Genomic DNA, 22,634 nt, shown 5'->3' with positions numbered 1-22,634 from the left:
CTTTTCCGGCTCAGGTGGCGTCGTCGTAGGACGGGCGGGGGGCCGGCGGGGTGGGGGTGCTGGTCGCGACGCTGGGGGTACGCAGGTCGGCGGCCTTCGCGACGTCCTTCAGCTCGTCGTGCACGCCGGTGACGTCCGAGCGCAGGTTGTCGTACATGCTCTGCAGCGGCTTGCGGATCGCCTGCTCGTCGTCCTCGCTGAGCAGGTGCTTGCGGATGAACGCCTTGGGGTGCAGGTCCTCCAGCTGGATGTCCGTACCCAGCTCGCGGCTCAGGTCGCCGGTGGCGTTGCGCGCCATGCTGCGCAGGTTGCGGACCATCCGGAGACCGTCGTTGATGACGTTGGGCAGCCGGTCCCCGAAGATCAACAGCGCCAGGAGCAGCAGGACGCCGATCTCCCACCAGTTCAGGTTCTCGAACACCGCGGCCTCCTCGTCCGTGTCCACGGCAAGACTACGCACGTCAGGTGACCATCCGGGAGGGGGTGACCGGTGCTCACTTCGCGTCGGCGGCGAGCGTCACCGAGGCGTTCTGCCGCGCCGACCCCCGCCGGTACTCGACAGTCACCACCGACCCGGGCGCGTACTTGCGCACCAGCGCCACCAGATCGGTCGGGTCGGTCATCGGATGGCCGTCCAGCCGCAGCACCACGTCCCCGGTACGCAGCCCGGCGGCCGCCGCCGGACCGGCCGGCTCGACCGCGTTGAGGCGTACCCCGCCGCCGGTGGCGCCGGTGCCGCCGACCTGGGCGCCGATCACCGTACGCCGGGCCTTGCCGGTGCCGATGATGTCCTCGGTGATCCGCTTCGCCTGGTTGATCGGGATGGCGAAGGCGAGACCGATGTTGCCGGCCTCCTGCCCGTCGGCCACCAGTGACTTGATCGTCGAGTTCACCCCGACCACCCGGCCGGCGCCGTCCACGAGCGGGCCGCCGGAGTTGCCGTGGTTGACCGCGGCGTCGGTCTGGATCGCCGCGTAGTAGCGGGTCGGCCCGCCCGGCTCGCCGGCCTGCATCGTCCGGTCCAGCGCGCTCACGATGCCGGCGGTGACGGTGTTGGCGAGCGACAGCGGCGAGCCGATCGCGAGCACCGGGTCACCGACAGCGAGCGCGTCGGAGTCGCCGAACTGCACCGGCGTCAGCCCGGAGCGGGAGACCTTGATCACTGCGATGTCCGACTCCGGGTCCTGTCCGACCACGGTGCCGGCGGCGGTGCTGCCGTCGTTGAACACGACCGTCGCCTTTCCGGGGCCGTCGGCGACCACGTGGTCGTTCGTGACGATGTGCCCCTCGGCGCTGACCACGAAGCCGGAGCCCTCGCTGGTGCCGCCGAGACTGACCACCCGGATGGTGACCACGCTGGGCAGGACCCGCTCGGCGACGCCCGCGAGCGACTCGGGCTTGCGCTGGGCCAGCGCCGGGGCCTGCCCCGACTGCGCGCCGAGCGTCGGCACGTCACCGCCGCGCAGGAGGGCGTACGTCAGGGCGCTGCCCAGGGAACCGGCCAGCAACGCGGTGACCAGGGAAATCAGCACCATCTGGCGCAGCCCCGGCCGGGTCGGCAGGTCCGGATCGGTGACCGGCTCCGGCTCACCCGCGCCCGGTGTCGGCGCCGCCGGTACGACCACGGCGGCCGGCGCGTACGGGTCCCGCCACGGGTCGGCGAGCGCGTCCGACCACCACGGCGACGTCGCCTGACCCGGGGCGTCCTGCGCGGGTCGTCCCGGCGCCGGTCCACCCGGTGCCGGTGATCCGCCGGGCCGGCGCCAGTCCCAGCCGTCGGTCACGTCGGTGCCTCCCACTCCGTCCCCCTCGCCCCGCGCCGGAGACCGGCGGAGCCGGACGACCGTGACGCGCGGGACGCATCCAGGATTACACGGATGACGCGAATGGAGTCAGGGGTTGCCCTCCGTGACCGCTTCACAGCGGACTCGCGGCTGCGCGGGTACCGGCCCGCCTCTACGCTCACAGTGCATACCGCCCCTCGCACCAGTCCGCCCCCGGAGGTGTCCCATCGCCACGGTCGCCGGTCACGGCAGTTCGACGGCCCAGGCGCTTCACTTCGCCGAGTCGTACGTCACCGAGGACCTCGTGCTGCGCACGGCCCGCGCCCTCGCCCACGAGGTGGGCCTGGAGGCGGTCACGCCCGGGTCGGGAGCCGCCCTGCGGCTGCTCGCCGCCGCCGGCAACGCCCGGGCGGTGGTGGAGATCGGCACCGGCACCGGGGTGAGCGGCATCTGGCTGCTGCGCGGCATGCGCCCGGACGGGGTGCTCACCACGATCGACGTCGAGGTGGAGTACCAGCGCATCGCCCGGCGGCTGTTCCAGGAGGCGGGTTTCCCGTCGGGGCGTACCCGGATCATCACCGGCCGGGCCCTCGACGTGCTGCCCCGCCTCGCGGACGGCGCCTACGACCTGGTCTTCGTGGACGCGGCGGCCACCGGCTTCGCCGCGTACGTGGACGCGGCGCTGCGGCTGCTGCGCCCCGGCGGGGTGCTCGCGCTCAACGGCGCGCTCGCGGCCGGCCGGGTCGGCGATCCGGCCGCGCGGGACGTCGAGACGGTCACCGTGCGGGAGGCCATCAAGGCGATCCGCGAGTCGGAGAACTGGGTGCCCGCGCTGCTGCCGGTCGGCCACGGCCTGCTCGCCGCCGTGAAGAGCTGAATCATGCCCCGGCACGCCTGATTCAGCCCAGCGTCGCCAGCCAGCGCAGCAACCCGCGTACGCCCCAGCCGGTGGCGCCCTTGACCAGTTCGCCGTGCGTGTCGTCGGACCACGACGGCGCGGACATGTCCAGGTGCGCCCACCGGTCCCGCAGGTCACCGGTGAACTCCCGCAGGTACAGCGCGGCCACCACCGAGCCGGCGCCCTGCGCCGGTGAGCTGTGCAGGTCGGCGACGTCGCTGGCCAGGTGTTCGACGTAGTCGTCGGCGAGCGGCATCCGCCAGGCCCGCTCACCGGCCGCGGTGATCGCGTCGAGCAGGTCGCCGGCCAGGGCGTCGTTCTCGCTGTAGAGCGCCGCGTGCCGCTTGCCGAGGGCCACCGCGTTCGCGCCGGTCAGCGTGGCCAGGTCGATCAGCAGGTCGGGCTTCAGCTCGCGGACCGCGTACGCCATCGCGTCGGCGAGGACCAGCCGGCCCTCCGCGTCGGAGTTGGTGCTCTCGCTGGTCAGCCCGCCGTAGTGCCGGATCACGTCGCCGGGGCGGAACGCCGACCCGCTGACCATGTTCTCGGCGAGCGGGGCCAGCGTGGTGACCCGTACCGGAAGCCCCAGTTCGGCGGCGCCGAGCGTCGCGGCGATCACCGCGGCGGCGCCGGCCATGTCCTTGCGCATGAGCTTCATGGCGGGCACCGGTTTGATCGAGATGCCGCCGGTGTCGAACGTGATGCCCTTGCCGACGAGGACCACGTGGGTGCGCGCGCCGTCGGGCCGCCAGTCCAGCTCGACCAGGCGGGGGCCGCTGGCGGAGCCGCCGCCGACGGCCAGGATGCCGCCGAAGCCCTCGGCCGCCAGCTCCTGCGGACCGCGTACCCGCAGGTGCAGGCCGGTCCGGCCGGACGCGGCGCCGGCCACCTGCTCGGCGAACCACTCCGGGTTCTTGGTGGACGAGGGCGTGTTCGTGAGGTCCCGGGCCAGGCGGGTCATCTCGGCGGTGGTCCGGGCGGCGTCGAGCGTGCCCGCGAGCGCCTCCGGGTCGTCGACGAGTACCAGCGCCTCGGCCAGGGCCGGGCGTCCGCCGGACTCGGTGAGGCGGAAGCGGTACGAGCCGAGCAGCAGGCCCTCGGCCAGGCCGCGCAGCGCCTCGGTCGCCTCGCCGGGAAGCGCGATGGTGATCTGCGTCTCATCCTTCGCCGCGCGGGCCAGCGCGGCGCCCGCGGTGCGCCAGTCGCGCTCGTCGCCGGACCCGACGCCGAGCAGCCACAGCCGTGCCGGAGCGCCGCCGGGACGCAGGTGCTCGCGTACCTCACCGGCGGCGCCGGTGAGCCGGGTGGCGGGCAGCAGGGCGGCGGCCTCGGCCCGGACGTCGTCACCGGGCGCGACGGCGGTCGGGACCAGTTCGGCCGGAGAGCCGGACGAGTCCACGGAGTCGGGCTTCCCGGGACGGACGGGCAGGACGAGAGCGTCGGACCCCGCGGGCCCACTCACCAGACGAATGACCAGCACGCTGGACCGTACCTCCGAAATGGTTTCAACGGGGACGTTTCATCGCTCACCCGCAGAGGAAGGCCCTGAGCCACCGGCGGTGCCGGTGGCTCAGGGTATGACGAACCGCCCGCGCGGCGGACGCCACGCGGACACTCCTCGAATCAGCCCGCTGCCGCCTTCAGCGCGTCACCCAGCGCGGTGGCCTCGTCGGGAGTCATCTCGACGACGAGCCGGCCACCACCCTCCAGCGGGACACGCATGACGATGCCCCGGCCCTCCTTGGTGACTTCCAGCGGACCGTCGCCCGTCCGCGGCTTCATCGCCGCCATGTTGTCTCCCCTCAGACCTACACCAGGGTCGGTGAGTTGCCCCACAGCCACTTCGCCAACGCCAACCGCAACCATCACGGGAGGCTCGACCAACGATTTTCCCTGATGAACACCGCCGGACCCAAACCGAAGCAGCATTGATGTAACAGCATCTAGCTTATCTTGGATAGGCCTGTCACAATGTGCGGTCATGCAGGCACGGTCGGCACTCTTCGACCTGTACGGCGACCACCTCCGGGCCCGAGGTGGCCGCGCACCCGTCGCCGCCCTGGTCAAGCTGCTCGCCCCGCTCGGGATCGCCCCACCGGCGGTGCGCACCGCGGTCAGCCGGATGGTCCGCCAGGGCTGGCTGGAACCACTCCGGCTCGCCTCCGGACCCGGGTATTCGATCACCCCGAAGGCGGCACGTCGACTCGACGAGGCGGCATCGCGGATCTACCGGACCGGACGGCACAGCTGGGACGGACGGTTCGACCTCCTGGTGCTCACCCCGCCCGCGTCCCGCCGCGACCGGCAGCGGCTCGCCGCCAACCTCAGCTTCCTCGGCTACGGCACGCTCGACGACTGCACCTGGGTCGCCACCCGTGCCGGCGAGGACGTCGACCTGCTGCTCGACGAGGCGGGCGTGCGCTACGAGCGGTTCACCGCCGCCCACACCTCCGGCACGCCCGGCGCGATGGGCGTGGTCCGCCGCGCCTGGGACCTGGCCGAGATCGGCCGGGCGTACGAGCGTTTCGTCGCCGAGCAGAAGCCGCTCCTGTCCGGCGTCACGGTGCGCAGCAGCGACGAGGACGCGTACGCGGCCCGGTTCCGGCTCGTGCACGCGTGGCGTACGTTCCTGTTCCGGGACCCGCAGCTGCCACCGGCGCTGCTACCCGAGCGGTGGCCGGGCACCAGCGCGGCCAGCTTCTTCGACCGGCACGCCGCCCGGCTCCGGCCGGCCGCCGACCGGTACGTCGAGCAGTGCCTCGACGCGAGCAACCGCCTGGCACGACAGAAGGGTCGTTAGAAACGTGACCGAGCCGCTGCTCGTCGACCGCACCGACGCCGTCGTCACCCTGACGCTGAACCGCCCGACGGCGATGAACTCGCTCGACGTGGCGCTCAAGGAGGCGCTCCGGGACACCCTGGCCGAGCTGGAGACCGACCGCTCCTGCCGGGCCGTGGTGCTGACCGGCGCGGGCGGCTCGTTCAGCGCCGGGCAGGACCTGCGCGAGCACGTGCAGACGCTGGACTCGGCCGACGCCGACCCGCTGGGCACGGTCCGGGCGCACTACAACCCGATCGCCGCCCGGCTGGCCAACCTGCCCAAGCCGGTGGTCGCCGCGGTGCGCGGCATGGCCGCCGGGGCGGGCGCCTCACTGGCCCTGCTCGCCGACTTCCGCATCGGCGGCCCGAAGACCCGTTTCCTGATGGCCTTCGCCGGGGTGGGGCTGGCCGCCGACACCGGCGCGTCCTGGACGCTGCCCCGGCTGGTCGGCCACGCCAAGGCCGTAGAGCTGCTGATGCTCGCCGAGCCGGTGAGCGCCGACGACGCCTGCCGGCTGGGCCTGCTGAACCGGCTGGTGGACGACGACGAGCAGGTGCTCCCGGCCGCGCAGGAGCTGGCCGCGCGGCTCGCCGCCGGCCCGACCGTCGCGTACGGGGCGATCAAGCGCCAGCTCTCCATCGCCGACGCCGGCACGCTCGCCGACGCGCTGGCCGCCGAGGCGCAGGCGCAGGCGATCTGCGGCGCCACCGCCGACCACCACGCCGCCACCAAGGCGTTCGTCAACAAGCAGAAGCCGGTCTTCGAGGGCCGCTGAACCGGGCCGGGGCGGGCGCCGGGCACCCCTCGCGCGCCCGCTCAGCGGGCCACGTAGCCGCCGTCGATGGGGATCGTGTGCCCGGTGACCCAGGCCGCGTCGTCGGAGGCGAGGAAGAGCACCACGCCCGCCACGTCGTCGGCGGTCGGGATGCCGGGCTTCGGGTTGAACGACTCCATCTGCCGGCGCATCTGCTCCGGGTCCGGCGCGTTCGCGATGAAGTGCTCCACGAGCGGGGTCATCACCACTGTCGGGGCGACCGCGTTGACGCGTACGCCCCGGGCGGCGTACTCGACGGCCGCGGACCGGGTCAGCCCGACGATGCCGGCCTTGGTGAACGTGTACGGCGAGATGTTGTCCTGCGCGGTCAGCCCGGCCGTGGACGAGGTGTTGACGATCGCGCCGCCGCCGGAGCGCAGCATCGCGTCGATGCCGTACCGCAGCACGTAGAACACGCCGTCGCCGTTGATCCGGCGGACCTTCTCCCAGTTCGCCAGGTCCATCTCGTGCAGCGCCTGCTGCTGCCCGTCGATGCCGGCGTTGTTGAAGATCACGTCGAGCCGGCCGTACCGCGCGACCGCCTCGGCGATGCCGCGCTCGACGGAGGTGGCGTCGCCGGTGTCCATGGTCACCGCGAGCGCGTCCGGCAGGCTCGACGCCATTCGTTCGGCGCCCTCGGTGTTGATGTCCGCGATCACCAGCTTGCCGCCCTCGGCGGCGAACCGGCGCGCCGTCGCCTCGCCCAGGCCGGACGCTCCGCCGGTCACCAGCACGACCCTGTCCCGGAACCGCATGGCACCCCCTTGACCACGCCGGCCGGCGCCGGCCCTCGTCCCGGACGCTACCGCCCGGGACGGGGGGTCAGTCGTCCTCTTCGGGATCCTGGTTGGCCTCGACGCCGAGCACGAACGCCTGCATGGCCAGTTCGTCGCCGTAGGGCGAGACGAACGCCGGCAGCTCCCGCGGGCCCAGCTCCTGCACGTAGGACCAGAAGATCCGGACCGCCTCGGCCCGCGACGCCGCCTCGATCGGCAGGTCCAGGCTGACCAGCCAGGTGCTGCGGGCCGGCGGCGGGCCGAGCCGGTCGGCCAGCGCCCGCCAGCGGGCCGGGTCGAGCGCGACCACCGGTCCGTCCGGCGCCGGGCCGTCGACCGGAACCGGCTCGTCCAGCGCCCGCCGGGTGTACGCGACCACGAGCGGCCCGGCCGCCAGGTCGGACTGCGGATCGTCCGGGTCCTCCCGGGTCCCGGACGCCGCGAGCGCGACCCGGCCGAGCGCGACCAGCCGCAGCGGCTCGTCGACCAGCACCGCCACCCGGTCGCCGGGGCGCGGGCGGTCCGCTGCGGCCGGCCCGGTCAGCTCCAGCACGTCGTGGTGCACCAGCCGCTCGGCCTCGAAGCGCTCGGCGGGCAGCAGCACCGCCCAGGCGCCGGTAGTGGTCTCACCGTCGGTCGTCCCGCTCGTACGCGGCTCGGTGTCGGTCATGTCCCAATCCCATCACGCCGGAGGTGGCGCGCTCGGTCACACCCCGGCCCGGTCACCGCTCACGTGACAGTCGGCCAGGTGGTCGTCGACCATGCCGGTGGCCTGCATCAGCGCGTAGGCGGTGGTGGGGCCGACGAACCGGAAGCCCCGCTTCTTGAGCGCCTTGGCCATCGCGGCGGACTCCGGGCTGGTGGCCGGCACCTCGGCGAAGGACCGGGGGCGCGCCGCCCGGGGCGGCGGCGCGAACGACCAGAGCAGCGCGGAGAGGCCCTCGGGCAGCTCCGACGCGGCCCGGGCGTTGGCGATCGCCGCCTCGATCTTGGCCCGGTTGCGGACGATCCCCGCGTCGGCCATCAGCCGGGCCACGTCGGACTCGCCGTAGCGGGCCACCGACTCGATCCGGAACCCGGCGAAGGCGTCCCGGAACGCCTGCCGCTTGCGCAGGATGGTCAGCCAGGACAGGCCGGACTGGAACGCCTCCAGCGTCAGCCGCTCGTAGAGCGCGTCGTCGCCGCGCAGCGGCCGGCCCCACTCCTCGTCGTGGTAGACGGCGTAGTCGGGGGTGCTCGCTCCCCACGCGCAGCGCGGCAGCCCGTCGGGGCCGTTCACCAGGTCAGTCACGGCGTCCACGATAGGCCGGGCCACCGACAGCCCCGCCGCGCCGACCGCCGGTCAGGGCAGCCGGCCCTGCTCGACCAGCCGGGCGAACTTCTTCAACGCCTGGGTGAGGCTGAACTTCGAGCCGGGCCAGAGCACCGGCCAGGCCACCCGCCCGGCCGGGCCACCCGGCAGGTGGAACCACTCGTGCCAGACCACCTGGGTGCGGTCGCGGTCCATCGGGGTGCAGCGCAGCACGCCGGGGCCGCGCAGCAACTTGCCGCAGTGCACCACGCCGACCTCGTACGGGGCGTCGACCCGGACCACACGCATCTCGTCCCGGAGCACGGCCGGGCCGAGCGCGGTGACCGCCTCGACCAGGCTGCCCTCGCCACCGTCACCCTCGACCACCCGGACCCGGGTCAGCGGGATCCAGTCCGACTGGCGTTCCCAGGCGGTGAGCGCGGCGAAGACGCGATCGGCCGGCGCGTCGACGATCACGGTGGCGGTGACCTCGCCGGCGCCGCGCCGGGACGCCTCGGTGAAGTCGTCGGCCGGGCGGCCGGCGCCGGTCACGCGGACTCCGACCGGACCACCGAACCGCGCTCCCGGTCGTCGTCGGCCGAGCCGGCAGCGATCCCGTTCGCCGGGGAGACGGTGTCCTCGGTCGCCGCGGCGGCGGGGGCCTCCGCCACGCCCGGCTCGGCCGGGGTGCCTCCCGGCTGTCCGTCGGCGTCGGTACGGGACGGCTGCTCGGGCGCGGACAGGTCGATCACCACCGGCTCCGGGTCGGGCGCCTGCTCGGTCTCGGGGCGGGTCGCGGCGGCCTCCTCGCGCGCCCGGCGCAGCGCGTCGGCGTCCTCGGTGCGGCCGTCGCGCAGGGCCGCGTTCTCCGCCTCCAACACGCTGATCAGCTCGGACTTGTAGCCGATGTCGTACGCCGCGCGGCGCAGCGCGGAGTCGACCTGGGCCATCCGGTAGCCGCGCAGCGCCGTGTCGAAGCGGACGCCTGTCACGTCCGACTCGTCGAGCGGACGGCTGCCCGGCAGGGGCACGGCCCGCCCGTCCGGCTCGGCCGGTGTCAGGCCCGGATCCTTGCCGGAGACCAGCACCGTCACGCCGAACACCACCGCCGCGACTGTCAGCGCGACGACCAAGAGGAGCAGAACCTCACCCATGCACAGATCGTGGCATGCGGGCCGGGATCGGGCGAGCCCTCCGGGACGTCCGGTCGGTAAATGCGTCCGACGCACGGGACCGGCAGGGGTGGCGCGCACGGGACCGGATAGCGTCGGACCGGCCGGCGAGCGCGGGCGACGAGGAGGCAGGCATGACCGGGGCGTTGCGGCTGGGCGGACGGACGTTCGGCCCCGGTGAGCTGGTGGTGATGGCGATCGTCAACCGCACGCCCGACTCGTTCTTCGACCGGGGCGCCACGTTCGCCCAGGACAGCGCGCTGCGTGCGGTGGAGCGCGCGGTCGACGAGGGCGCCGAGATCATCGACATCGGCGGGGTGAAGGCCGGCCCGGGCGACGAGGTGGACGTGGCCGAGGAGATCCGGCGGACGGTGGACACCATCGCCGCGGTCCGGTCCGCCTTCCCCGAGGTGGTCGTCTCCATCGACACCTGGCGGGCCGAGGTGGCGGTGGAGGCGGTGGCGGCCGGCGCGGACCTGCTCAACGACACCTGGTCGGGGGCGGATCCGGCGCTGGCCCGGGTCGCCGCGGCGACCGGCGCCGGGCTGGTCTGCTCGCACGCCGGCGGGCTCGCGCCGCGTACCCGGCCGCACCGGGCCCACTTCGACGACGTGGTGGCCGACGTGCTCACCACGGTGACCGGGCTGGCCGAACGCGCGGCCGGGCTGGGCGTACGCCGGGACGGCATCCTGATCGACCCGGCGCACGACTTCGGCAAGAACACCCGGCACTCGCTGGAGATCACCCGGCGGCTGGCGGAGCTGACCGACACCGGCTGGCCGCTGCTGGTGGCCCTGTCGAACAAGGACTTCATCGGCGAGACGCTCGACCTGCCGGTGCCCGAGCGGTTGGAGGGGACGCTCGCCGCCACCGCGGTCTCGGCCTGGCTCGGCGCCCGGGTGTTCCGCGCCCACCAGGTCCGCGAGACCCGCCGGGTGCTGGACATGGTGGCCTCGATCCGGGGCGACCGGCCGCCGGCGGCGACCCGGCGCGGGCTGGCCTAGGAGGTCAGGTGACGCGCGGCGCCTGACGGGTCAGGTCCAGCGCAGGACGCCGCGCCGCCAGGCGTAGAGGATGCCGAGCGCGACGATCGCCACGAAGACGCCCATCTCGACCACGGTGGTGGCGCCGAAGCCGGGCCGGTCGAACACCAGCGCCCACGGGAACAGGAAGACCGCCTCGACCGCGAAGAGCACGTACAGGTAGGCGTAGACGTAGTAGCGGATCTGCATCTGGGCCCAGTCGCCGCCGACCGGGTCGATGCCGCACTCGTACGTGGCCCGTTTGCCCCACGGCTCGGCCGGGCGGCTCGGACGTAACACCCGGTTCGCCGAGAACGCCGTCACGAAGAAGAGCACGGCGGCGAGCAGCAGCAGACCGAGCGTGGCGTACGAGCCGAGATATCCGGTCACGAGCGGAGCGTACCGGTCCCGTCCAGATGTCCCGGACACGTTACGAATTCGTTTCCTGGCAGGACTAGTGCCTGATGGCAAGCATCACCGAATAATGGGACACCTTGACCCGCCCCGGAGGACAGATGGCCCGCCTGCGCGTTCGACCCGTTCGGCGGGCCGCGCTCCGTCGTACCCTCGCACTGCTGGTGCCCGCGTTGGTCGCGGCGGCGGTGGCGGTGGCGCCGGCCGGAGCCACGGCCGCCGCCGGAGGTCCGGCCGGCCTGGCCCGGGTGATCGAACCCGCCGATCCAGCCGGCGAGCCGACCGAACCGGTCCCCACCGCGGACCCGGGAACCAGCTCGCCCGCACCGCCGCCCACCGAGGCGCCGCCACCCCCGAGCACGCCTCCGCCGCCGGTCACCACCGCGCCGGCCCCGCCGGTCAGCAGCCCGCCCGTCGAACCGGCGCCGACCAGCGCGGCCCCGAACACCACCAGCGCGCCGCCGCCGGTCGTGCCGCCGGTCCAGCCCCCGCCGCCGCCCTCGGCCCAGCCGCCCGGCGGGCCGCTCGGGGTACGGGTGAACACCGAGGACGTGGTGCTCACCCCCGACTACTGGAATGCCGACAGCACGGTTGCCACGCTGCGGGTGACGGTGACGAACACCGGCGGCCGGGCGGAGCGGATCACGCTCGCCTACACGCTGCCGCCCGGGCTGACCGACGCGGGCACGCCGGGCTGCCAGCCGACCGGCGGCGCCAACCACAGCTGCGTCGGGTGGGACGCCGAGCCGGGCGCCCGGTTCAGCGCGACCATCCGGGTACGGGTCGACGGCGACGCCTGGCGGACCATGCCACTGACCGGTTCCGTGCAGGTCACCGCCGTCGCGCCGGGGGTCAGCGGAGCGGCGTACGACGACGAGGGCTTCCCGGTGCTCTTCCCGCCCGGGCCGCCGGTGCCCGGGATCTCGCTGCGCGCCGACGAGGTGCTGTTCGACATCAGCGGCGCGCCCAGCACGCTCACCGTAAGGCTCGGCAACACCGGCGCTGTCGACGCCGCGGGCCGTGTCGAGGTGCTCCTGCCGGCCGGTGTGACTGCCGGCGACACCGAGAACGGCTGCGCCGCGGTGACGCCCGACCGGACCCGGTGCGAGCTGGGCGTCCTGCCGGCCGGCCGGACCGCGACCCTGCGGTTGACGCTCGCCGCCTCGGCCGAGGCGCAGCGCCGTGCCCCGCTGGCCGGCGCGGTGATCGGCCGGCTGGACCCGCGCAGCGGGCGGGACCGGCAGGTGCAGATGAGCTTCCGGATCAGCGCCGCCGCGGCGGACGCCACCCCGCCGGTGGGCGTGCCGGGTCCGACCGCCTCGCAGGGCGTGCTCGCCGCCGGTGGCGGGCCGACCGACGACGACGCCTCGACCCGGCGGACCGCGATCGCGCTGATCGCCGTGTCCGGCCTCCTGGTCGTGCTCGCGCTGACGCTGGCGACCCGCTCGCTGCGCCGCCGCAGTGACATCACGGTGCCGGAGCGGCCGGCAACCGACCGGTGATCATGAATACGTGGTGATCTGGGTTACGGACCCAGGTACTAAACGCTGCAAAGCGGGGCATACAGCGGCCCGATCCAGTCCCATACGTCGGACCTCGACCAAGGTGGCCCTAACGTGGCGACGTAGGCTCTGACGTGAGAATCGGAGCGGGCCGGGCCGGCGAGGGCGACGGCGCTCAGTTAAGCGAGGTGCGGGTGTGACCAAGCAGATCCGTCAGCTGGACCGGGTGGTCATCCGGTTCGCCGGTGACTCCGGCGACGGCATGCAGCTCACCGGCGACCGGTTCACCTCGGAGACGGCGCAGCTGGGCAACGACATCTCGACGTTGCCCAACTTCCCCGCCGAGATCCGCGCTCCCGCCGGCACCCTGCCCGGCGTGTCGAGCTTCCAGGTGCACTTCGCCGACTACGACATCCTGACGCCGGGTGACGCGCCGAACGTGCTGGTGGCGATGAACCCGGCCGCGTTGAAGGCCAACCTGGCCGACCTGCCGCGCGGGGCGGACATCATCGTCAACACCGACGAGTTCACCCGGCGCAACCTGGCCAAGGTCGGCTACGCGACCAGCCCGCTCGACGACGACTCGCTCGCCGGGTACGCGGTGCACCCGGTGGCGCTCACCTCGATGACGATCGGCGCGCTGGCCGAGCTCGACGTGTCCAAGAAGGACGCCGAGCGGGCCAAGAACATGTTCGCGCTCGGGCTGCTGAGCTGGATGTACTCCCGCCCGTACGAGTCCACGCTGCGCTTCCTGGAGCGCAAGTTCGCGGCCCGTCCCGAGCTGGTGGCGGCGAACGTGGCCGCGTTCCGGGCCGGCTGGAACTTCGGCGAGACCACCGAGGACTTCTCCGTCCGGTACGAGGTCAAGCCGGCCAAGATGCTGCCGGGCACCTACCGGAACATCACCGGCAACGCGGCGCTGTCGCTGGGCCTGGTGGCCGCCGGGGTGCGTTCCGGGCTGCCGGTGTTCCTCGGCGCGTACCCGATCACGCCGGCCTCGGACATCCTGCACGAGCTGAGCAAGCACAAGAAGTTCGGCGTGGTCACCATGCAGGCCGAGGACGAGATCGCGGCGGTCGGCGCGGCGCTGGGCGCCTCGTACGGCGGCGCGCTCGGGATCACCACCACGAGCGGCCCGGGCGTGGCGCTCAAGAGCGAGACGATCTCCCTGGCGGTGGCGCTGGAGCTGCCGCTGGTCATCGTCGACGTGCAGCGGGCCGGGCCGTCGACGGGTATGCCCACCAAGACCGAGCAGGCCGACCTGAACATGGCGCTGTACGGCCGGCACGGCGAGGCCCCGGTGGCGGTGGTCGCGCCGAAGTCCCCGTCGGACTGCTTCCACGCGGCGCTGGAGGCGGCCCGGATCGCGCTCACCTATCGCACGCCGGTGATCCTGCTGTCGGACAACTACGTCGCCAACGGCTCGGAGCCGTGGCTGCTGCCGGACGTGGAGTCGCTGCCCGACCTGCGGGTCGAGTTCGCCACGCAGCCCAACGGCGAGGACGGCACCACGTTCCTGCCGTACCTGCGGGATCCGCAGACGCTGGCCCGCCCGTGGGCGGTGCCCGGCACGGCCGGTCTGGAGCACCGGATCGGCGGCCTGGAGAAGGCCGACAAGACCGGCGACATCTCGTACGACCCGGCCAACCACGACTTCATGGTGCGGACCCGGGCGGCCCGCATCGAGACCATCCCGGTGCCGGACGTCGAGGTCGAGGACCCGGACGGCGACGCCCGGGTGCTGGTGCTGGGCTGGGGCTCGACGTACGGGCCGATCGGCGCCGCCTGCCGTGGCCTGCGTCAGCGCGGGCTCTCGGTGGCCCAGGCCCACCTGCGGCACCTGGCCCCGATGCCGGCGAACCTCGGCGAGGTGCTGGGCCGCTACGACAAGGTGGTCGTGCCGGAGATGAACCTCGGCCAGCTCGCCCACGTGATCCGGGCGAAGTACCTGGTCGACGCGATCGGCTACAACCAGGTCCGCGGCCTGCCGTTCACCGCCGCCGAGCTGGAGACGATGCTGGAAGAGGTCCTGAAGAATGTCTGAGCCCGTCGCCCTCAAGCTCACCGCCAAGGACTTCAAGTCCGACCAGGAGGTGCGCTGGTGCCCCGGTTGCGGTGACTACGCCATCCTGGCGGCCGTGCAGGGCTTCATGCCGGAGCTGAACATCCCCCGGGAGAACATCGTCTTCGTCTCGGGCATCGGCTGCTCGTCGCGCTTCCCGTACTACATGAACACGTACGGGATGCACTCGATCCACGGCCGGGCCCCGGCGATCGCCACCGGCCTGTCGGTGTCCCGGCCGGACCTGTCGGTCTGGGTGGTCACCGGTGACGGCGACGCGCTCTCCATCGGCGGCAACCACCTGATCCACGCGCTGCGCCGCAACGTGAACCTGAAGATCCTGCTGTTCAACAACCGGATCTACGGGCTGACCAAGGGCCAGTACTCGCCGACCTCCGAGGTCGGCAAGATCACCAAGTCGACGCCGGTCGGCTCGGCGGACGCCCCGTTCAACCCGCTGTCGCTGGCGCTCGGCGCCGAGGCCACGTTCGTGGCCCGGACGATCGACTCGGACCGCAAGCACCTCCAGTCGGTGCTGCGGGCCGCCGCCCAGCACGAGGGTTCGGCGTTCGTGGAGATCTACCAGAACTGCAACATCTTCAACGACGGCGCGTTCGACCCGCTGAAGGAGCCGGCCACCCGGGACGACTTCCTGATCCGGCTGGAGCACGGGCAGCCGATCACGTTCGGCAAGGACGGGCAGTTCTGCGTCGTCCACCCGCCGGGCGGCTTCGGGCTGGAGGTCCGGGAGACCGCGAACACGCCGGCTGAGGAGATCGTCGTGCACGACGCGGGCGTGGCCGACCCGGCGTACGCCTTCGCGCTGTCCCGGCTGCCCGGCCTGGACCTGAGCAACACCCCGATCGGGGTGTTCCGGTCGGTGGACCGCCCTTCCTACGACAGCGTTGTGCAGGAGCAGGTCGCGGCGGCCAAGGCGGGCGTGGACAAGACCCCGGAGCAGCAGCTCGCGGCGCTGCTCGGCAGCGGCGACACCTGGACGATCCTCTGATCCACCGCTGACCCGTCACGCGAAAGGGCGGGCCGTTCCCCCGCGGAACGGCCCGCCCCTCGCGTGTGACGCGGCCCGGTCAGGCGGCCGCCGGGGCGGGCACCCACAGCTCGTCGACGGCCCGCTCGGCCGCGGCGAGGCTCTGCTCGAACAGCGGGATCAGCTCGGCCATCGCCGGGTTGACCGGGGCCAGGGTCAGCTCGGCGCAGATGAACCGCGGGTCCAGCCCGGTCAGGGAGAGGCCGTGCGGCAGCCACGGTTCGGCGTGGTCCCAGCCCTCGCGCGGGGTGCCCGGGCCGTACCCGCCGCCGCGGCTGACCAGGACGACGAACTGGCGGTCGCCGAGCAGCCCGGCGTTCGTCACCGGGTCGTACGCGATGCCGGGGGCGATCAGGTGGTCGACCCAGGACTTCACGCTGCTGGGCGGGCCGTAGTTGTAGAGCGGGAGCCCGAGCAGGACCGTGTCGGCCTGCTTCACCTCGGCCACCACCTCCTGGGTCAGCTGCCAGGAAGCCTGCTGCTCGGGGGTGTGCTGATCCGGCGGCACCATGCGCGCGAGGCCGCTGGCGGTGTTCAGGTGCGGCAGCGGGTTCTGACCCAGGTCGCGGTAGGTGACAGTGCCGTCCGGGTGGGCGGCGCGCCAGGCGGCGGCGGCGCGGGCGGTGAGCCGCCGGCTGATCGACCGCTCCCCGGTGATGCTGGAGTCGATGTGCAGTAGGTGTGCCATTGGTGATTCCTCCTCCGACGATCGTTAGTGTAGAACCAACTATTTATAGCAGGTCGATGTTCCTCGGAGCGCGTAAACTGGGTCACATGTCCGCCGCACCGGCCGAGGAGTCCGAGCGCCGTTCCGGGCCCCTGCTCGACCACCTGGCCCGGCGGATGCGGCTGCGCTCGGAGTCGGTGCTGGCCCCGCTGGGCCTGCGCCCCCGCCACCTGGTGGCGCTCACCGTGCTGCGCGACTCCGGCGGCATCAGCCAGCAGGCGCTGGCCGGCACGCTCCAGATCGACAGCACGAACGTGGTCGGGCTGCTCAACGACCTGGAGTCGGACGGCCTGGCCGAGCGCCGCCGCTCGCCGGAGGACCGCCGCCGGCACGAGGTACGCCTCACCGACGCGGGCACGAAGCGACTACGCGAGGCCGAGTGCGCGCTCGCCGGTGCGGAGGAGGACGTCCTCGGCGCGCTGGCCCCCGGCGAACGGGACCTGCTCTACGACCTCCTGCGCCGGGCTACCCAGGGCCGGTCGTCGACCTGCGGCGAAGTGATCGCGGAAGGCGGTCCGGGCGCCTGCTGACCGGGCGGCCCGGCGGGCCGGGTCAGATCGCGGAGGTGGCCTGCGGCCGGTCGTCCCGGACGTGGACGAGCATGTCGCCGGTTTCGATCACCGCGCCCGCACGGTCGTTGAGCGTGACCACCTTGCCCCGGCGGACCAGCGCGATGACGAGCGACTCCAGCTCACGCGGTGAGCGGCCCACCTCGTCGCGCTCGGCGGACCGCATGGCCAGCGCCATGCCCTGACCCGGGGTGAGCAGGTCCTCCACCACGTCGATCAGGGGCGGAGCCGAGGTCGACAGGCCGAGCAGCCGCCCGGCCGTCGCCGACGACACGATCACGTGGTGCGCCCCGCTCTGCTTGAGCAGCGGCGCGTTCTCCGCCTCCCGGACCGCCGCGATGATGCGGACCTGACCGGCGGTGAGCTGCCGGACCGTGAGCGCCACCAGCACCGAGGCGTCGTCGCTGTCGGTCGCGATGATGACCGACTTCGCGGTACGCACGTGCGCCTGCTCCAGCACCGACGAGCGGGTCGCCGAGCCCTCGATCGTCACCAGCCCGTTGGAGGTGGCCTGCCGCAGCGCCGGCCCGCTCCGCTCGACCACCACGATCTTGGACTTGTCCGTACCGTTCTCCAGCAGGGCGGAGACCGCGCTGCGGCCCTTGGTGCCGTAGCCGCAGATGATGACGTGGTCCTTCACGGTTCTCCTCCACCGCGACAGGCGACGGCCGGTGCGGTACTGCTCGGTCAGGACTTCCAGGGTGGTGCCGACCAGGATGATCAGGAACAGCACCCGGGCGGGGGTGATGAACAGGACGTTCGCCAGCCGCGCCGACGAACTGACCGGGGTGATGTCGCCGTACCCGGTGGTGGAGAGCGAGACCACCACGTAGTAGAAGCAGTCGAGCAGGCTCAGGCCGCTCTCGTCCACGTCGCGGTAGCCGTCGCGGTCCAGCCAGACCACCGCCACGGTGGCGAAGACCAGGCCGAGGGCGGCGAGCAGGCGCAGGCTCAGCGCGCTCAGCGGCCCCCGCCGTTGCGCGGGAAAATGGATCACCGTCGGTCCTGCTCCGCCACTGTCGCCTGCACGCCCTCAAGATAGCGGTTACGCCGCGAGCCGGCTGGCTGGGCCGGGTGCCGCTGCGGCCCGGGAGCGGTAAGGATTTCGTCAGATCCATCGACGCGCCCACGGGTGAGACTGATGACTCACCGATCGTGACGAGGGGACGTCGGATGCGTACACGCATGGCATTGGCCGCGCTTGCCGTGGCAGTCGGGATGGTGGTCGCCGGGGCGCCGCCCGCTGTGGCGAACCGGCCTGGGGACCGCCCACCCGGGACGGCCCGGCCCACCCGGCCGAAGCCCACCGTCGTCCCCTCGCCGACCTTCTCCCCACGACCGACCGCCTCGCCGACACCGACCGCCGTACCGACACCGACGCCGACCGCCTCACCGTCGCCCACCGGTACGCCGACCGGCACCACGCCGGCGCCGATGCCGACGGCGAAGCGGACGGCCGTGCTGCTGCCGACACTGGGCGGGGGCACCTCGGCGTCGGACGTCAACAGCGCCGGGGTGGTTGTCGGGTCGGCCCAGGTGGCAAGCGGCTACTGGCACGCGGTGCGCTGGGTGGACGGGCAGATCGAGGATCTGGGGACGCTGGGCGGGCCGAACAGCCAGGCCGAGGCGATCGACGAGCGGGGGCGCATCGTGGGCACCGCCCAGGCGGCCGACGGCAGCAGCCATGCCGTGGCCTGGGTGGACGGGAAGATCCAGGATCTCGGCCTGACCGGGGGCATCTTCTCCATCGCGTACGACACGGCGGGCGACCGGGTGGTCGGCGTCTACCACGTCACCGACAGCTTCTCCGGGCGGCGGCCGTTCGTCCGGACCGGGAACACCGAGATCACCATCGACGCCCCGCCGGGTGCGAGCGCGCTCGCGGTGAACGAGGCCGGCACCGTCGCGGGCACCTACGGCTACAAGGACTGGACCGATCCGCCCTTCGTCAACCAGGCATTCGTCTGGCGCGACGGCGTCCTGCGGTCGCTGGGCACCCTGGGCGGACCCACGAGCGACGCGACCGGCATCAACGACCTCGGTCAGGTGGTCGGCAGGAGCTGGACCGCGGACGGCCGGTTCGCCGCCTTCTTCTGGGACGGTACGACGATGCACCGGCTGGCCACCGGCGCGGAATCCCCGACGGCGCAGGCGGTGAACGACTCGGGCCTGGTGATCGGCACCGACGGCACCACGAGCCGGGCGATGATCTGGCCCTCACCCACCGCCGAGTCCCAGCTGCTGCCGATGCCGGACGGGGCGGTGAGCAGCATCGCGATCAACGTCAACGACCCCGGCCTGATCGTCGGTCTGGCCTACTTCACCTCGCCGAGCTGGCACTCCCGCGCGGTCGTCTGGCGTTGATCCACGCCGGCCCGGTCGGTACCACGGGGGCCGACCGGGCAGGTGCCGGGCGCGTGGACGGGGCATGATGGAGACGTCCGGGACGCCCGACCGCGAGGAGGCCGGCATGTCGTTGCTGCGACGCGTGATCGGCGGGGTGCTCCGGCGCATCCGCCTGCGCCAGGGCCGCACGCTGCGCGAGGTGGCCCAGGCCGCCGGCGTCTCCCTGCCCTATCTCTCCGAGGTCGAACGCGGGCGCAAGGAGGCCTCCTCCGAGGTGCTGGCCGCGATCTGCCGCGCGCTCGGGATCCACCTCGCCGACCTGCTCGAAGAGGCCCGCGACGAGCTGCGCCGGGAGCGTCCGACCCCGGTCGGCCCCGGCATCTCGGCGGCCCGGTTCGACCGGGTGCCGTCCGCCCGCACCGGGCCACACCTGCGGGTCGGCCCGCCCCGGCTGTCCGTCACGCGCCGCCCGGCCGTGTCACCCCGGCCGCCCGTCACCCGGCGGCCCGCCGTCTCGCTCCGGCCGCACGTCGCCCGCCGCCCGGTCACCGCCATGCCGCTGCTGGGCGGCGTGCTGCGGCCGGTGGATCTCGGGCCGGCGCCGCTCGGTCCCGCGTTCGACGCCGCCACGCCGATCGGGTTCGCCGGCGGCATCCGGATCTGGCCGGCTCCCTCCGCCCCGGCCGTCCGCCCCCGTCCGCGTACCTCCGTCACGCTGGCCCGGCGGCGGGCCCGCGCCGGCCGGCGGCGGCCGGTCGCCGCGTAGCTTCTGCCCACGGCGGATCTGCCCCGGGCAGAAAGCCTGGTTCGCACGGGTGCGCCCGGCGGACGCTGGAGACCGCCGGGTTCCCGGGCGGTCCCCCGCCCACCGGCGGCACGGAGGTGGCGGCGATGGGTGGCATCTGGATGCTCGACGAGGGGCAGCCGGCGTTCGGCGACCGGGTCTTCGAACGGTTGCTGAAGGAGCGGATCATCTTCCTCGGCACCGAGGTCACCGACGCGTCGGCCAACCAGATCTGCGCGCAGATCCTGCTCCTCGCGGCCGAGGACGCCGAGCGCGACATCTTCCTCTACATCAACTCGCCCGGCGGTTCGGTCAGCGCGGGCATGGCCGTCTACGACACCATGCGGTACGTCAAGAACGACGTGGCGACGCTGGCGCTCGGGATGGCCGGGTCGATGGGACAGTTCCTGCTCTGCGCCGGCGCGGCGGGCAAGCGGTTCGCGCTGCCGCACTCGCGGATCATGATGCACCAGCCGTCCGGCGGGATGGGCGGCACCGCCGCGGACATCACCATCCAGGCCGAGAACATGCTGCACGTCAAGCGCACCATGCAGGAGCTGATCGCTCGACACAGCGGGCGCACGCTGGAGGAGATCCAGCGCGACTGGGACCGCGACCGCTGGTTCACCGCCGAGCAGGCCCGCGAGTACGGACTCGTCGACCAGGTGCTCACCCGCGTCGACCAGCTCGCCGGGTGAGCCGGGCGGCCCGGCCGGATCACCGGCCGGGCCGCCGCTGACGTCACGGGTAGCTGATTACCGTGCTGGTGCCGTACGAGCCGACGACCGGGGTGCCGACGTCGTTTATCGTGCGCTCGATCCCGCCGCTGCCGTCGAGGAACACCGTGATCGCGTCGTGGAACCGCACCCCGGCGCGGCGCGGCGCCTCGATCCCCCGGTCGCAGCGGATGTCGACGCCCTGGTTGAAGTACGAGTAGACGCCGAGCCCCCACGCCTCGTGCGTGCGGACGTGGTCGGCCACCTTGTACGAGGCCCAGCCGTTGCCGGTCGGGCTGCGCCAGGCCGCCTGGCTCGGCGGGTCGTAGGGCAGCTCGCTCTGGTAGAACACGGTCCGGCCGCGCTCGCCGTTCCAGATCGTCTGCCAGCGCTGGTAGTGCTCGACGAACAGCCCGTATGCGGTCACGTCGTCGCCGTTGACAATCACGCCGGTGGCGGCGGTGTTCACGGTCCAGCCGATCGTGCCGGCCCGGCCGTGGTCGCCGCGCCAGGCCCAGATGTTGTCCACGAGCGTGTGCCGGCTGTTGACCACCAGGCTGGTCACCGCGCGCCCGGCGTACGGGCCGCCGATGCGGAAGAAGACGTCCTGGAGCGAGATCGGGTTCGTGGCGTGCGACCGGTGGCAGTGCCGCGCACCGACCTCGACCAGCACCGGTGACTCGACCGGCCCGGCGTCCACGAGCACTCCGGCGATGCGGACCCCGTCCACGTCCTCGATCCGCAGCGCCGCGTCCCCGCGGTCCGGCACGAGGCTCGGCATGCCGAGGCCGAGCACGACGGTGTCCGGGCGGCGTACCCGCAGGGCCCGGTCCAGGTGGTAGACGCCGGGGGTCAGCAGCAGGTGCCGGCCCCGGGCCAGTTCCGCGTTGATCCGCTTCGCCGAGTCGGTGGGCCGGGCCACGAAGAACGCGGACAGCGGCAGCGACGGCACCGGCGCGCCGCCGATGGCCCAGGTGGTGCCGGCGGTGTCGCGGCGCAGGCGCGGTACGGCCACCCGCCAGGCCCCGCGGGCGTCGACGAACAGGTACGGCTTCTCCCGGGTCACCGGGCTGGTCGGCAGCGTGGTGTACGGCGGGTCGGGGAAGCCCTGCGCGGGCGCGCCGATCACGCCGGAGAAGACCTGGTTCCACACGCCGTTGGTCCACTCGCCGCCGAGTTCGCTGTCGCGGGTGAGCCACTGCTGCTGGGAGCCGTTGATGGTGATGCCGTCCACCTTGGAGTCGGCGATGTAGCCGCCGCTGGAGTAGCCGCCGTTGCCGGGTTCCAGCCACAGCACGCCCTTGACGTGTACGCGGCGCATCGGCGACGCCTGGGAGACGGCCCATTGGTTCGACCAGTCGGTCGGGGTGACCGCGAGGTTCTCCGCCGAACGCCAGAAGTTGGTGAGCGCGGAGATGCCGGCGGGCGAGTTCGGGTCGGGCTGACCGACCACCCGGACTGCGCCGTGGATCTCCACGTCGTCCGGGTGCGCGCCGAGACCGGCGACAGTCGTGTAGTAGCCGAGCCGGGCGTCCACCTCGTAGCGGCCGGGCTTGAACAGCACGGCGTATCTGTCGAAGCCCATCTCGTTGCGTTCCTGGGCGGTGAACAGCCGGTCCAGCGTGGACTGGATCTCCTCGACCGGCGTGCTGGGGTCGTACACGAAGACGTTGGGGCCGAAGTCGGGCTCGCGGGCGGGGCGCGCGGCCGGGGACGCGGCGGCGGCGCCGGCCGGGAGGCCGAGGGCGGTGAGCGAGGCCGCGGAGGCGGTGAGCGTGAGGAAACGGCGGCGGGAGGGGTCGGGTGATCGCATCTGCCTGCCTGTTCGGTGATGGGACGGGAGAGCGCTCTCTCGGCTGTTCCTACCTCATCACCGTCGATACCGCCA

The 22,634-nt window shown here is 73.2% G+C and carries 24 protein-coding genes; 11 read left to right on the top strand and 13 right to left on the bottom strand.

The features are described from left to right. Positions 1 to 10: 10 nt before the first annotated feature. Positions 11 to 421 (bottom strand): preprotein translocase subunit TatB, encoded by a 411-nt coding sequence (locus A4R25_RS18575; RefSeq protein ID WP_043330672.1) that lies wholly within the window; start codon positions 419 to 421, stop codon positions 11 to 13. Positions 422 to 494: 73 nt separating this feature from the next. After that, a complete protein-coding gene (locus A4R25_RS18570; RefSeq protein WP_176722725.1) occupies positions 495 to 1,799 on the bottom strand; it encodes a S1C family serine protease in 1,305 nt (434 codons plus the stop codon). A 211-nt stretch (positions 1,800 to 2,010) separates the two neighbouring features. Between A4R25_RS18570 and A4R25_RS18565 the strand changes: the two genes are divergently transcribed. Further along, positions 2,011 to 2,661, top strand: a complete 651-nt coding sequence (locus A4R25_RS18565; RefSeq protein WP_255358665.1) for an O-methyltransferase — start codon at positions 2,011 to 2,013, stop codon at positions 2,659 to 2,661. 22 nt (positions 2,662 to 2,683) lie between these two features. Here the strand turns inward: A4R25_RS18565 and A4R25_RS18560 are convergent, their stop codons facing one another. Further along, positions 2,684 to 4,162, bottom strand: coding sequence for a M17 family metallopeptidase (locus tag A4R25_RS18560; protein WP_064447571.1), 1,479 nt, complete (start codon positions 4,160 to 4,162; stop codon positions 2,684 to 2,686). Positions 4,163 to 4,305: 143 nt separating this feature from the next. Beyond that, complete coding sequence (locus A4R25_RS30390) at positions 4,306 to 4,473, bottom strand: DUF3117 domain-containing protein (RefSeq protein ID WP_013283866.1); 168 nt, start codon at positions 4,471 to 4,473, stop codon at positions 4,306 to 4,308. 190 nt (positions 4,474 to 4,663) lie between these two features. On the opposite strand from A4R25_RS30390, the gene A4R25_RS18555 reads away from it, so the two are divergent. Together A4R25_RS18555 and A4R25_RS18550 are read left to right on the top strand one after the other, a co-directional pair. After that, positions 4,664 to 5,482, top strand: a complete 819-nt coding sequence (locus A4R25_RS18555; protein WP_043326925.1) for a PaaX family transcriptional regulator C-terminal domain-containing protein — start codon at positions 4,664 to 4,666, stop codon at positions 5,480 to 5,482. 4 nt (positions 5,483 to 5,486) lie between these two features. Then, complete coding sequence (locus A4R25_RS18550) at positions 5,487 to 6,278, top strand: enoyl-CoA hydratase/isomerase family protein (protein ID WP_043326927.1); 792 nt, start codon at positions 5,487 to 5,489, stop codon at positions 6,276 to 6,278. Positions 6,279 to 6,319: 41 nt separating this feature from the next. Here the strand turns inward: A4R25_RS18550 and A4R25_RS18545 are convergent, their stop codons facing one another. From A4R25_RS18545 to A4R25_RS18525, 5 genes are all read right to left on the bottom strand, one after another. After that, positions 6,320 to 7,072, bottom strand: a complete 753-nt coding sequence (locus tag A4R25_RS18545) for an SDR family NAD(P)-dependent oxidoreductase (RefSeq protein WP_064447570.1) — start codon at positions 7,070 to 7,072, stop codon at positions 6,320 to 6,322. 67 nt (positions 7,073 to 7,139) lie between these two features. Continuing rightward, positions 7,140 to 7,763, bottom strand: a complete 624-nt coding sequence (locus A4R25_RS18540; protein ID WP_064447569.1) for a hypothetical protein — start codon at positions 7,761 to 7,763, stop codon at positions 7,140 to 7,142. Between the two features lie 36 nt (positions 7,764 to 7,799). After that, complete coding sequence (locus A4R25_RS18535) at positions 7,800 to 8,384, bottom strand: DNA-3-methyladenine glycosylase I (RefSeq protein WP_064447752.1); 585 nt, start codon at positions 8,382 to 8,384, stop codon at positions 7,800 to 7,802. Positions 8,385 to 8,435: 51 nt separating this feature from the next. After that, the gene (locus A4R25_RS18530; RefSeq protein ID WP_043326933.1) at positions 8,436 to 8,936 is read right to left on the bottom strand and encodes an SRPBCC family protein; all 501 of its coding nucleotides are present in this window, start codon (positions 8,934 to 8,936) and stop codon (positions 8,436 to 8,438) included. Further along, positions 8,933 to 9,538, bottom strand: a complete 606-nt coding sequence (locus A4R25_RS18525) for a DivIVA domain-containing protein (protein ID WP_064447568.1) — start codon at positions 9,536 to 9,538, stop codon at positions 8,933 to 8,935. Before A4R25_RS18525 ends, A4R25_RS18530 begins: the two co-directional genes overlap by 4 nt. A gap of 152 nt (positions 9,539 to 9,690) precedes the next feature. Between A4R25_RS18525 and folP the strand changes: the two genes are divergently transcribed. Further along, positions 9,691 to 10,560: a dihydropteroate synthase gene (gene folP, locus A4R25_RS18520; protein WP_043326936.1), complete on the top strand. Its 870-nt coding sequence runs from the start codon at positions 9,691 to 9,693 to the stop codon at positions 10,558 to 10,560. A 30-nt stretch (positions 10,561 to 10,590) separates the two neighbouring features. Here the strand turns inward: folP and A4R25_RS18515 are convergent, their stop codons facing one another. Then, on the bottom strand, positions 10,591 to 10,968 hold the full coding sequence (locus A4R25_RS18515) for an NADH-quinone oxidoreductase subunit A (RefSeq protein WP_030501070.1): 378 nt from the start codon (positions 10,966 to 10,968) through the stop codon (positions 10,591 to 10,593). Positions 10,969 to 11,156: 188 nt separating this feature from the next. On the opposite strand from A4R25_RS18515, the gene A4R25_RS18510 reads away from it, so the two are divergent. From A4R25_RS18510 to A4R25_RS18500, 3 genes are all read left to right on the top strand, one after another. Continuing rightward, entirely contained in the window at positions 11,157 to 12,494 is a 1,338-nt protein-coding gene (locus A4R25_RS18510) for a hypothetical protein (protein WP_231915592.1), read from the top strand. Between the two features lie 196 nt (positions 12,495 to 12,690). Next, complete coding sequence (locus tag A4R25_RS18505; protein ID WP_064447566.1) at positions 12,691 to 14,538, top strand: 2-oxoacid:acceptor oxidoreductase subunit alpha; 1,848 nt, start codon at positions 12,691 to 12,693, stop codon at positions 14,536 to 14,538. After that, a complete protein-coding gene (locus A4R25_RS18500; RefSeq protein WP_064447565.1) occupies positions 14,531 to 15,565 on the top strand; it encodes a 2-oxoacid:ferredoxin oxidoreductase subunit beta in 1,035 nt (344 codons plus the stop codon). The genes A4R25_RS18505 and A4R25_RS18500 overlap by 8 nt, the downstream gene beginning before the upstream one ends. 79 nt (positions 15,566 to 15,644) lie before the next feature. Here A4R25_RS18500 and A4R25_RS18495 read toward each other — a convergent pair whose 3' ends face one another. Further along, positions 15,645 to 16,292 carry an FMN-dependent NADH-azoreductase gene (locus A4R25_RS18495; protein WP_064447564.1) on the bottom strand — a complete coding sequence of 216 codons (648 nt, stop codon included), beginning with the start codon at positions 16,290 to 16,292 and terminating at the stop codon, positions 15,645 to 15,647. An 86-nt stretch (positions 16,293 to 16,378) separates the two neighbouring features. Here A4R25_RS18495 and A4R25_RS18490 point away from each other — a divergent pair, with 86 nt between their 5' ends. Then, a complete protein-coding gene (locus A4R25_RS18490) occupies positions 16,379 to 16,861 on the top strand; it encodes a MarR family winged helix-turn-helix transcriptional regulator (RefSeq protein WP_231915576.1) in 483 nt (160 codons plus the stop codon). Between the two features lie 22 nt (positions 16,862 to 16,883). Here the strand turns inward: A4R25_RS18490 and A4R25_RS18485 are convergent, their stop codons facing one another. Further along, positions 16,884 to 17,897, bottom strand: a complete 1,014-nt coding sequence (locus tag A4R25_RS18485; RefSeq protein ID WP_064447562.1) for a TrkA family potassium uptake protein — start codon at positions 17,895 to 17,897, stop codon at positions 16,884 to 16,886. A 176-nt stretch (positions 17,898 to 18,073) separates the two neighbouring features. Here A4R25_RS18485 and A4R25_RS18480 point away from each other — a divergent pair, with 176 nt between their 5' ends. From A4R25_RS18480 to A4R25_RS18470, 3 genes are all read left to right on the top strand, one after another. Beyond that, positions 18,074 to 19,264 carry a hypothetical protein gene (locus A4R25_RS18480; RefSeq protein WP_157539119.1) on the top strand — a complete coding sequence of 397 codons (1,191 nt, stop codon included), beginning with the start codon at positions 18,074 to 18,076 and terminating at the stop codon, positions 19,262 to 19,264. A gap of 106 nt (positions 19,265 to 19,370) precedes the next feature. Continuing rightward, positions 19,371 to 20,012 (top strand): helix-turn-helix domain-containing protein, encoded by a 642-nt coding sequence (locus tag A4R25_RS18475; RefSeq protein WP_064447751.1) that lies wholly within the window; start codon positions 19,371 to 19,373, stop codon positions 20,010 to 20,012. A gap of 125 nt (positions 20,013 to 20,137) precedes the next feature. After that, on the top strand, positions 20,138 to 20,728 hold the full coding sequence (locus A4R25_RS18470; RefSeq protein WP_064447560.1) for an ATP-dependent Clp protease proteolytic subunit: 591 nt from the start codon (positions 20,138 to 20,140) through the stop codon (positions 20,726 to 20,728). A gap of 43 nt (positions 20,729 to 20,771) precedes the next feature. Here the strand turns inward: A4R25_RS18470 and A4R25_RS18465 are convergent, their stop codons facing one another. Further along, positions 20,772 to 22,559 (bottom strand): hypothetical protein, encoded by a 1,788-nt coding sequence (locus A4R25_RS18465; protein WP_064447559.1) that lies wholly within the window; start codon positions 22,557 to 22,559, stop codon positions 20,772 to 20,774. Positions 22,560 to 22,634 lie beyond the last annotated feature (75 nt).

The sequence above is a fragment of the Micromonospora sp. NBRC 110037 genome (genome assembly GCF_001652995.1).
Lineage (GTDB): Bacteria > Actinomycetota > Actinomycetes > Mycobacteriales > Micromonosporaceae > Micromonospora > Micromonospora chalcea.
Note: the sequence above shows the minus strand (reverse complement) of the source record. Positions and strands in the feature narration are given on the sequence as shown.

Bases quoted from the DNA above. Each gene is read 5' to 3' on its own strand.
- A4R25_RS30390 (WP_013283866.1), bottom strand. From the start codon at position 4,473: ATGGCGGCGATGAAGCCGCGGACGGGCGACGGTCCGCTGGAAGTCACC.
- A4R25_RS18555 (WP_043326925.1), top strand. From the start codon at position 4,664: ATGCAGGCACGGTCGGCACTCTTCGACCTGTACGGCGACCACCTCCGG.
- A4R25_RS18545 (WP_064447570.1), bottom strand. From the start codon at position 7,072: ATGCGGTTCCGGGACAGGGTCGTGCTGGTGACCGGCGGAGCGTCCGGC.
- A4R25_RS18540 (WP_064447569.1), bottom strand. From the start codon at position 7,763: ATGACCGACACCGAGCCGCGTACGAGCGGGACGACCGACGGTGAGACC.
- A4R25_RS18525 (WP_064447568.1), bottom strand. From the start codon at position 9,538: ATGGGTGAGGTTCTGCTCCTCTTGGTCGTCGCGCTGACAGTCGCGGCG.
- folP (WP_043326936.1), top strand. From the start codon at position 9,691: ATGACCGGGGCGTTGCGGCTGGGCGGACGGACGTTCGGCCCCGGTGAG.
- A4R25_RS18500 (WP_064447565.1), top strand. From the start codon at position 14,531: ATGTCTGAGCCCGTCGCCCTCAAGCTCACCGCCAAGGACTTCAAGTCC.
- A4R25_RS18495 (WP_064447564.1), bottom strand. From the start codon at position 16,292: ATGGCACACCTACTGCACATCGACTCCAGCATCACCGGGGAGCGGTCG.
- A4R25_RS18490 (WP_231915576.1), top strand. From the start codon at position 16,379: ATGTCCGCCGCACCGGCCGAGGAGTCCGAGCGCCGTTCCGGGCCCCTG.
- A4R25_RS18480 (WP_157539119.1), top strand. From the start codon at position 18,074: ATGCGTACACGCATGGCATTGGCCGCGCTTGCCGTGGCAGTCGGGATG.
- A4R25_RS18475 (WP_064447751.1), top strand. From the start codon at position 19,371: ATGTCGTTGCTGCGACGCGTGATCGGCGGGGTGCTCCGGCGCATCCGC.
- A4R25_RS18470 (WP_064447560.1), top strand. From the start codon at position 20,138: ATGGGTGGCATCTGGATGCTCGACGAGGGGCAGCCGGCGTTCGGCGAC.
- A4R25_RS18465 (WP_064447559.1), bottom strand. From the start codon at position 22,559: ATGCGATCACCCGACCCCTCCCGCCGCCGTTTCCTCACGCTCACCGCC.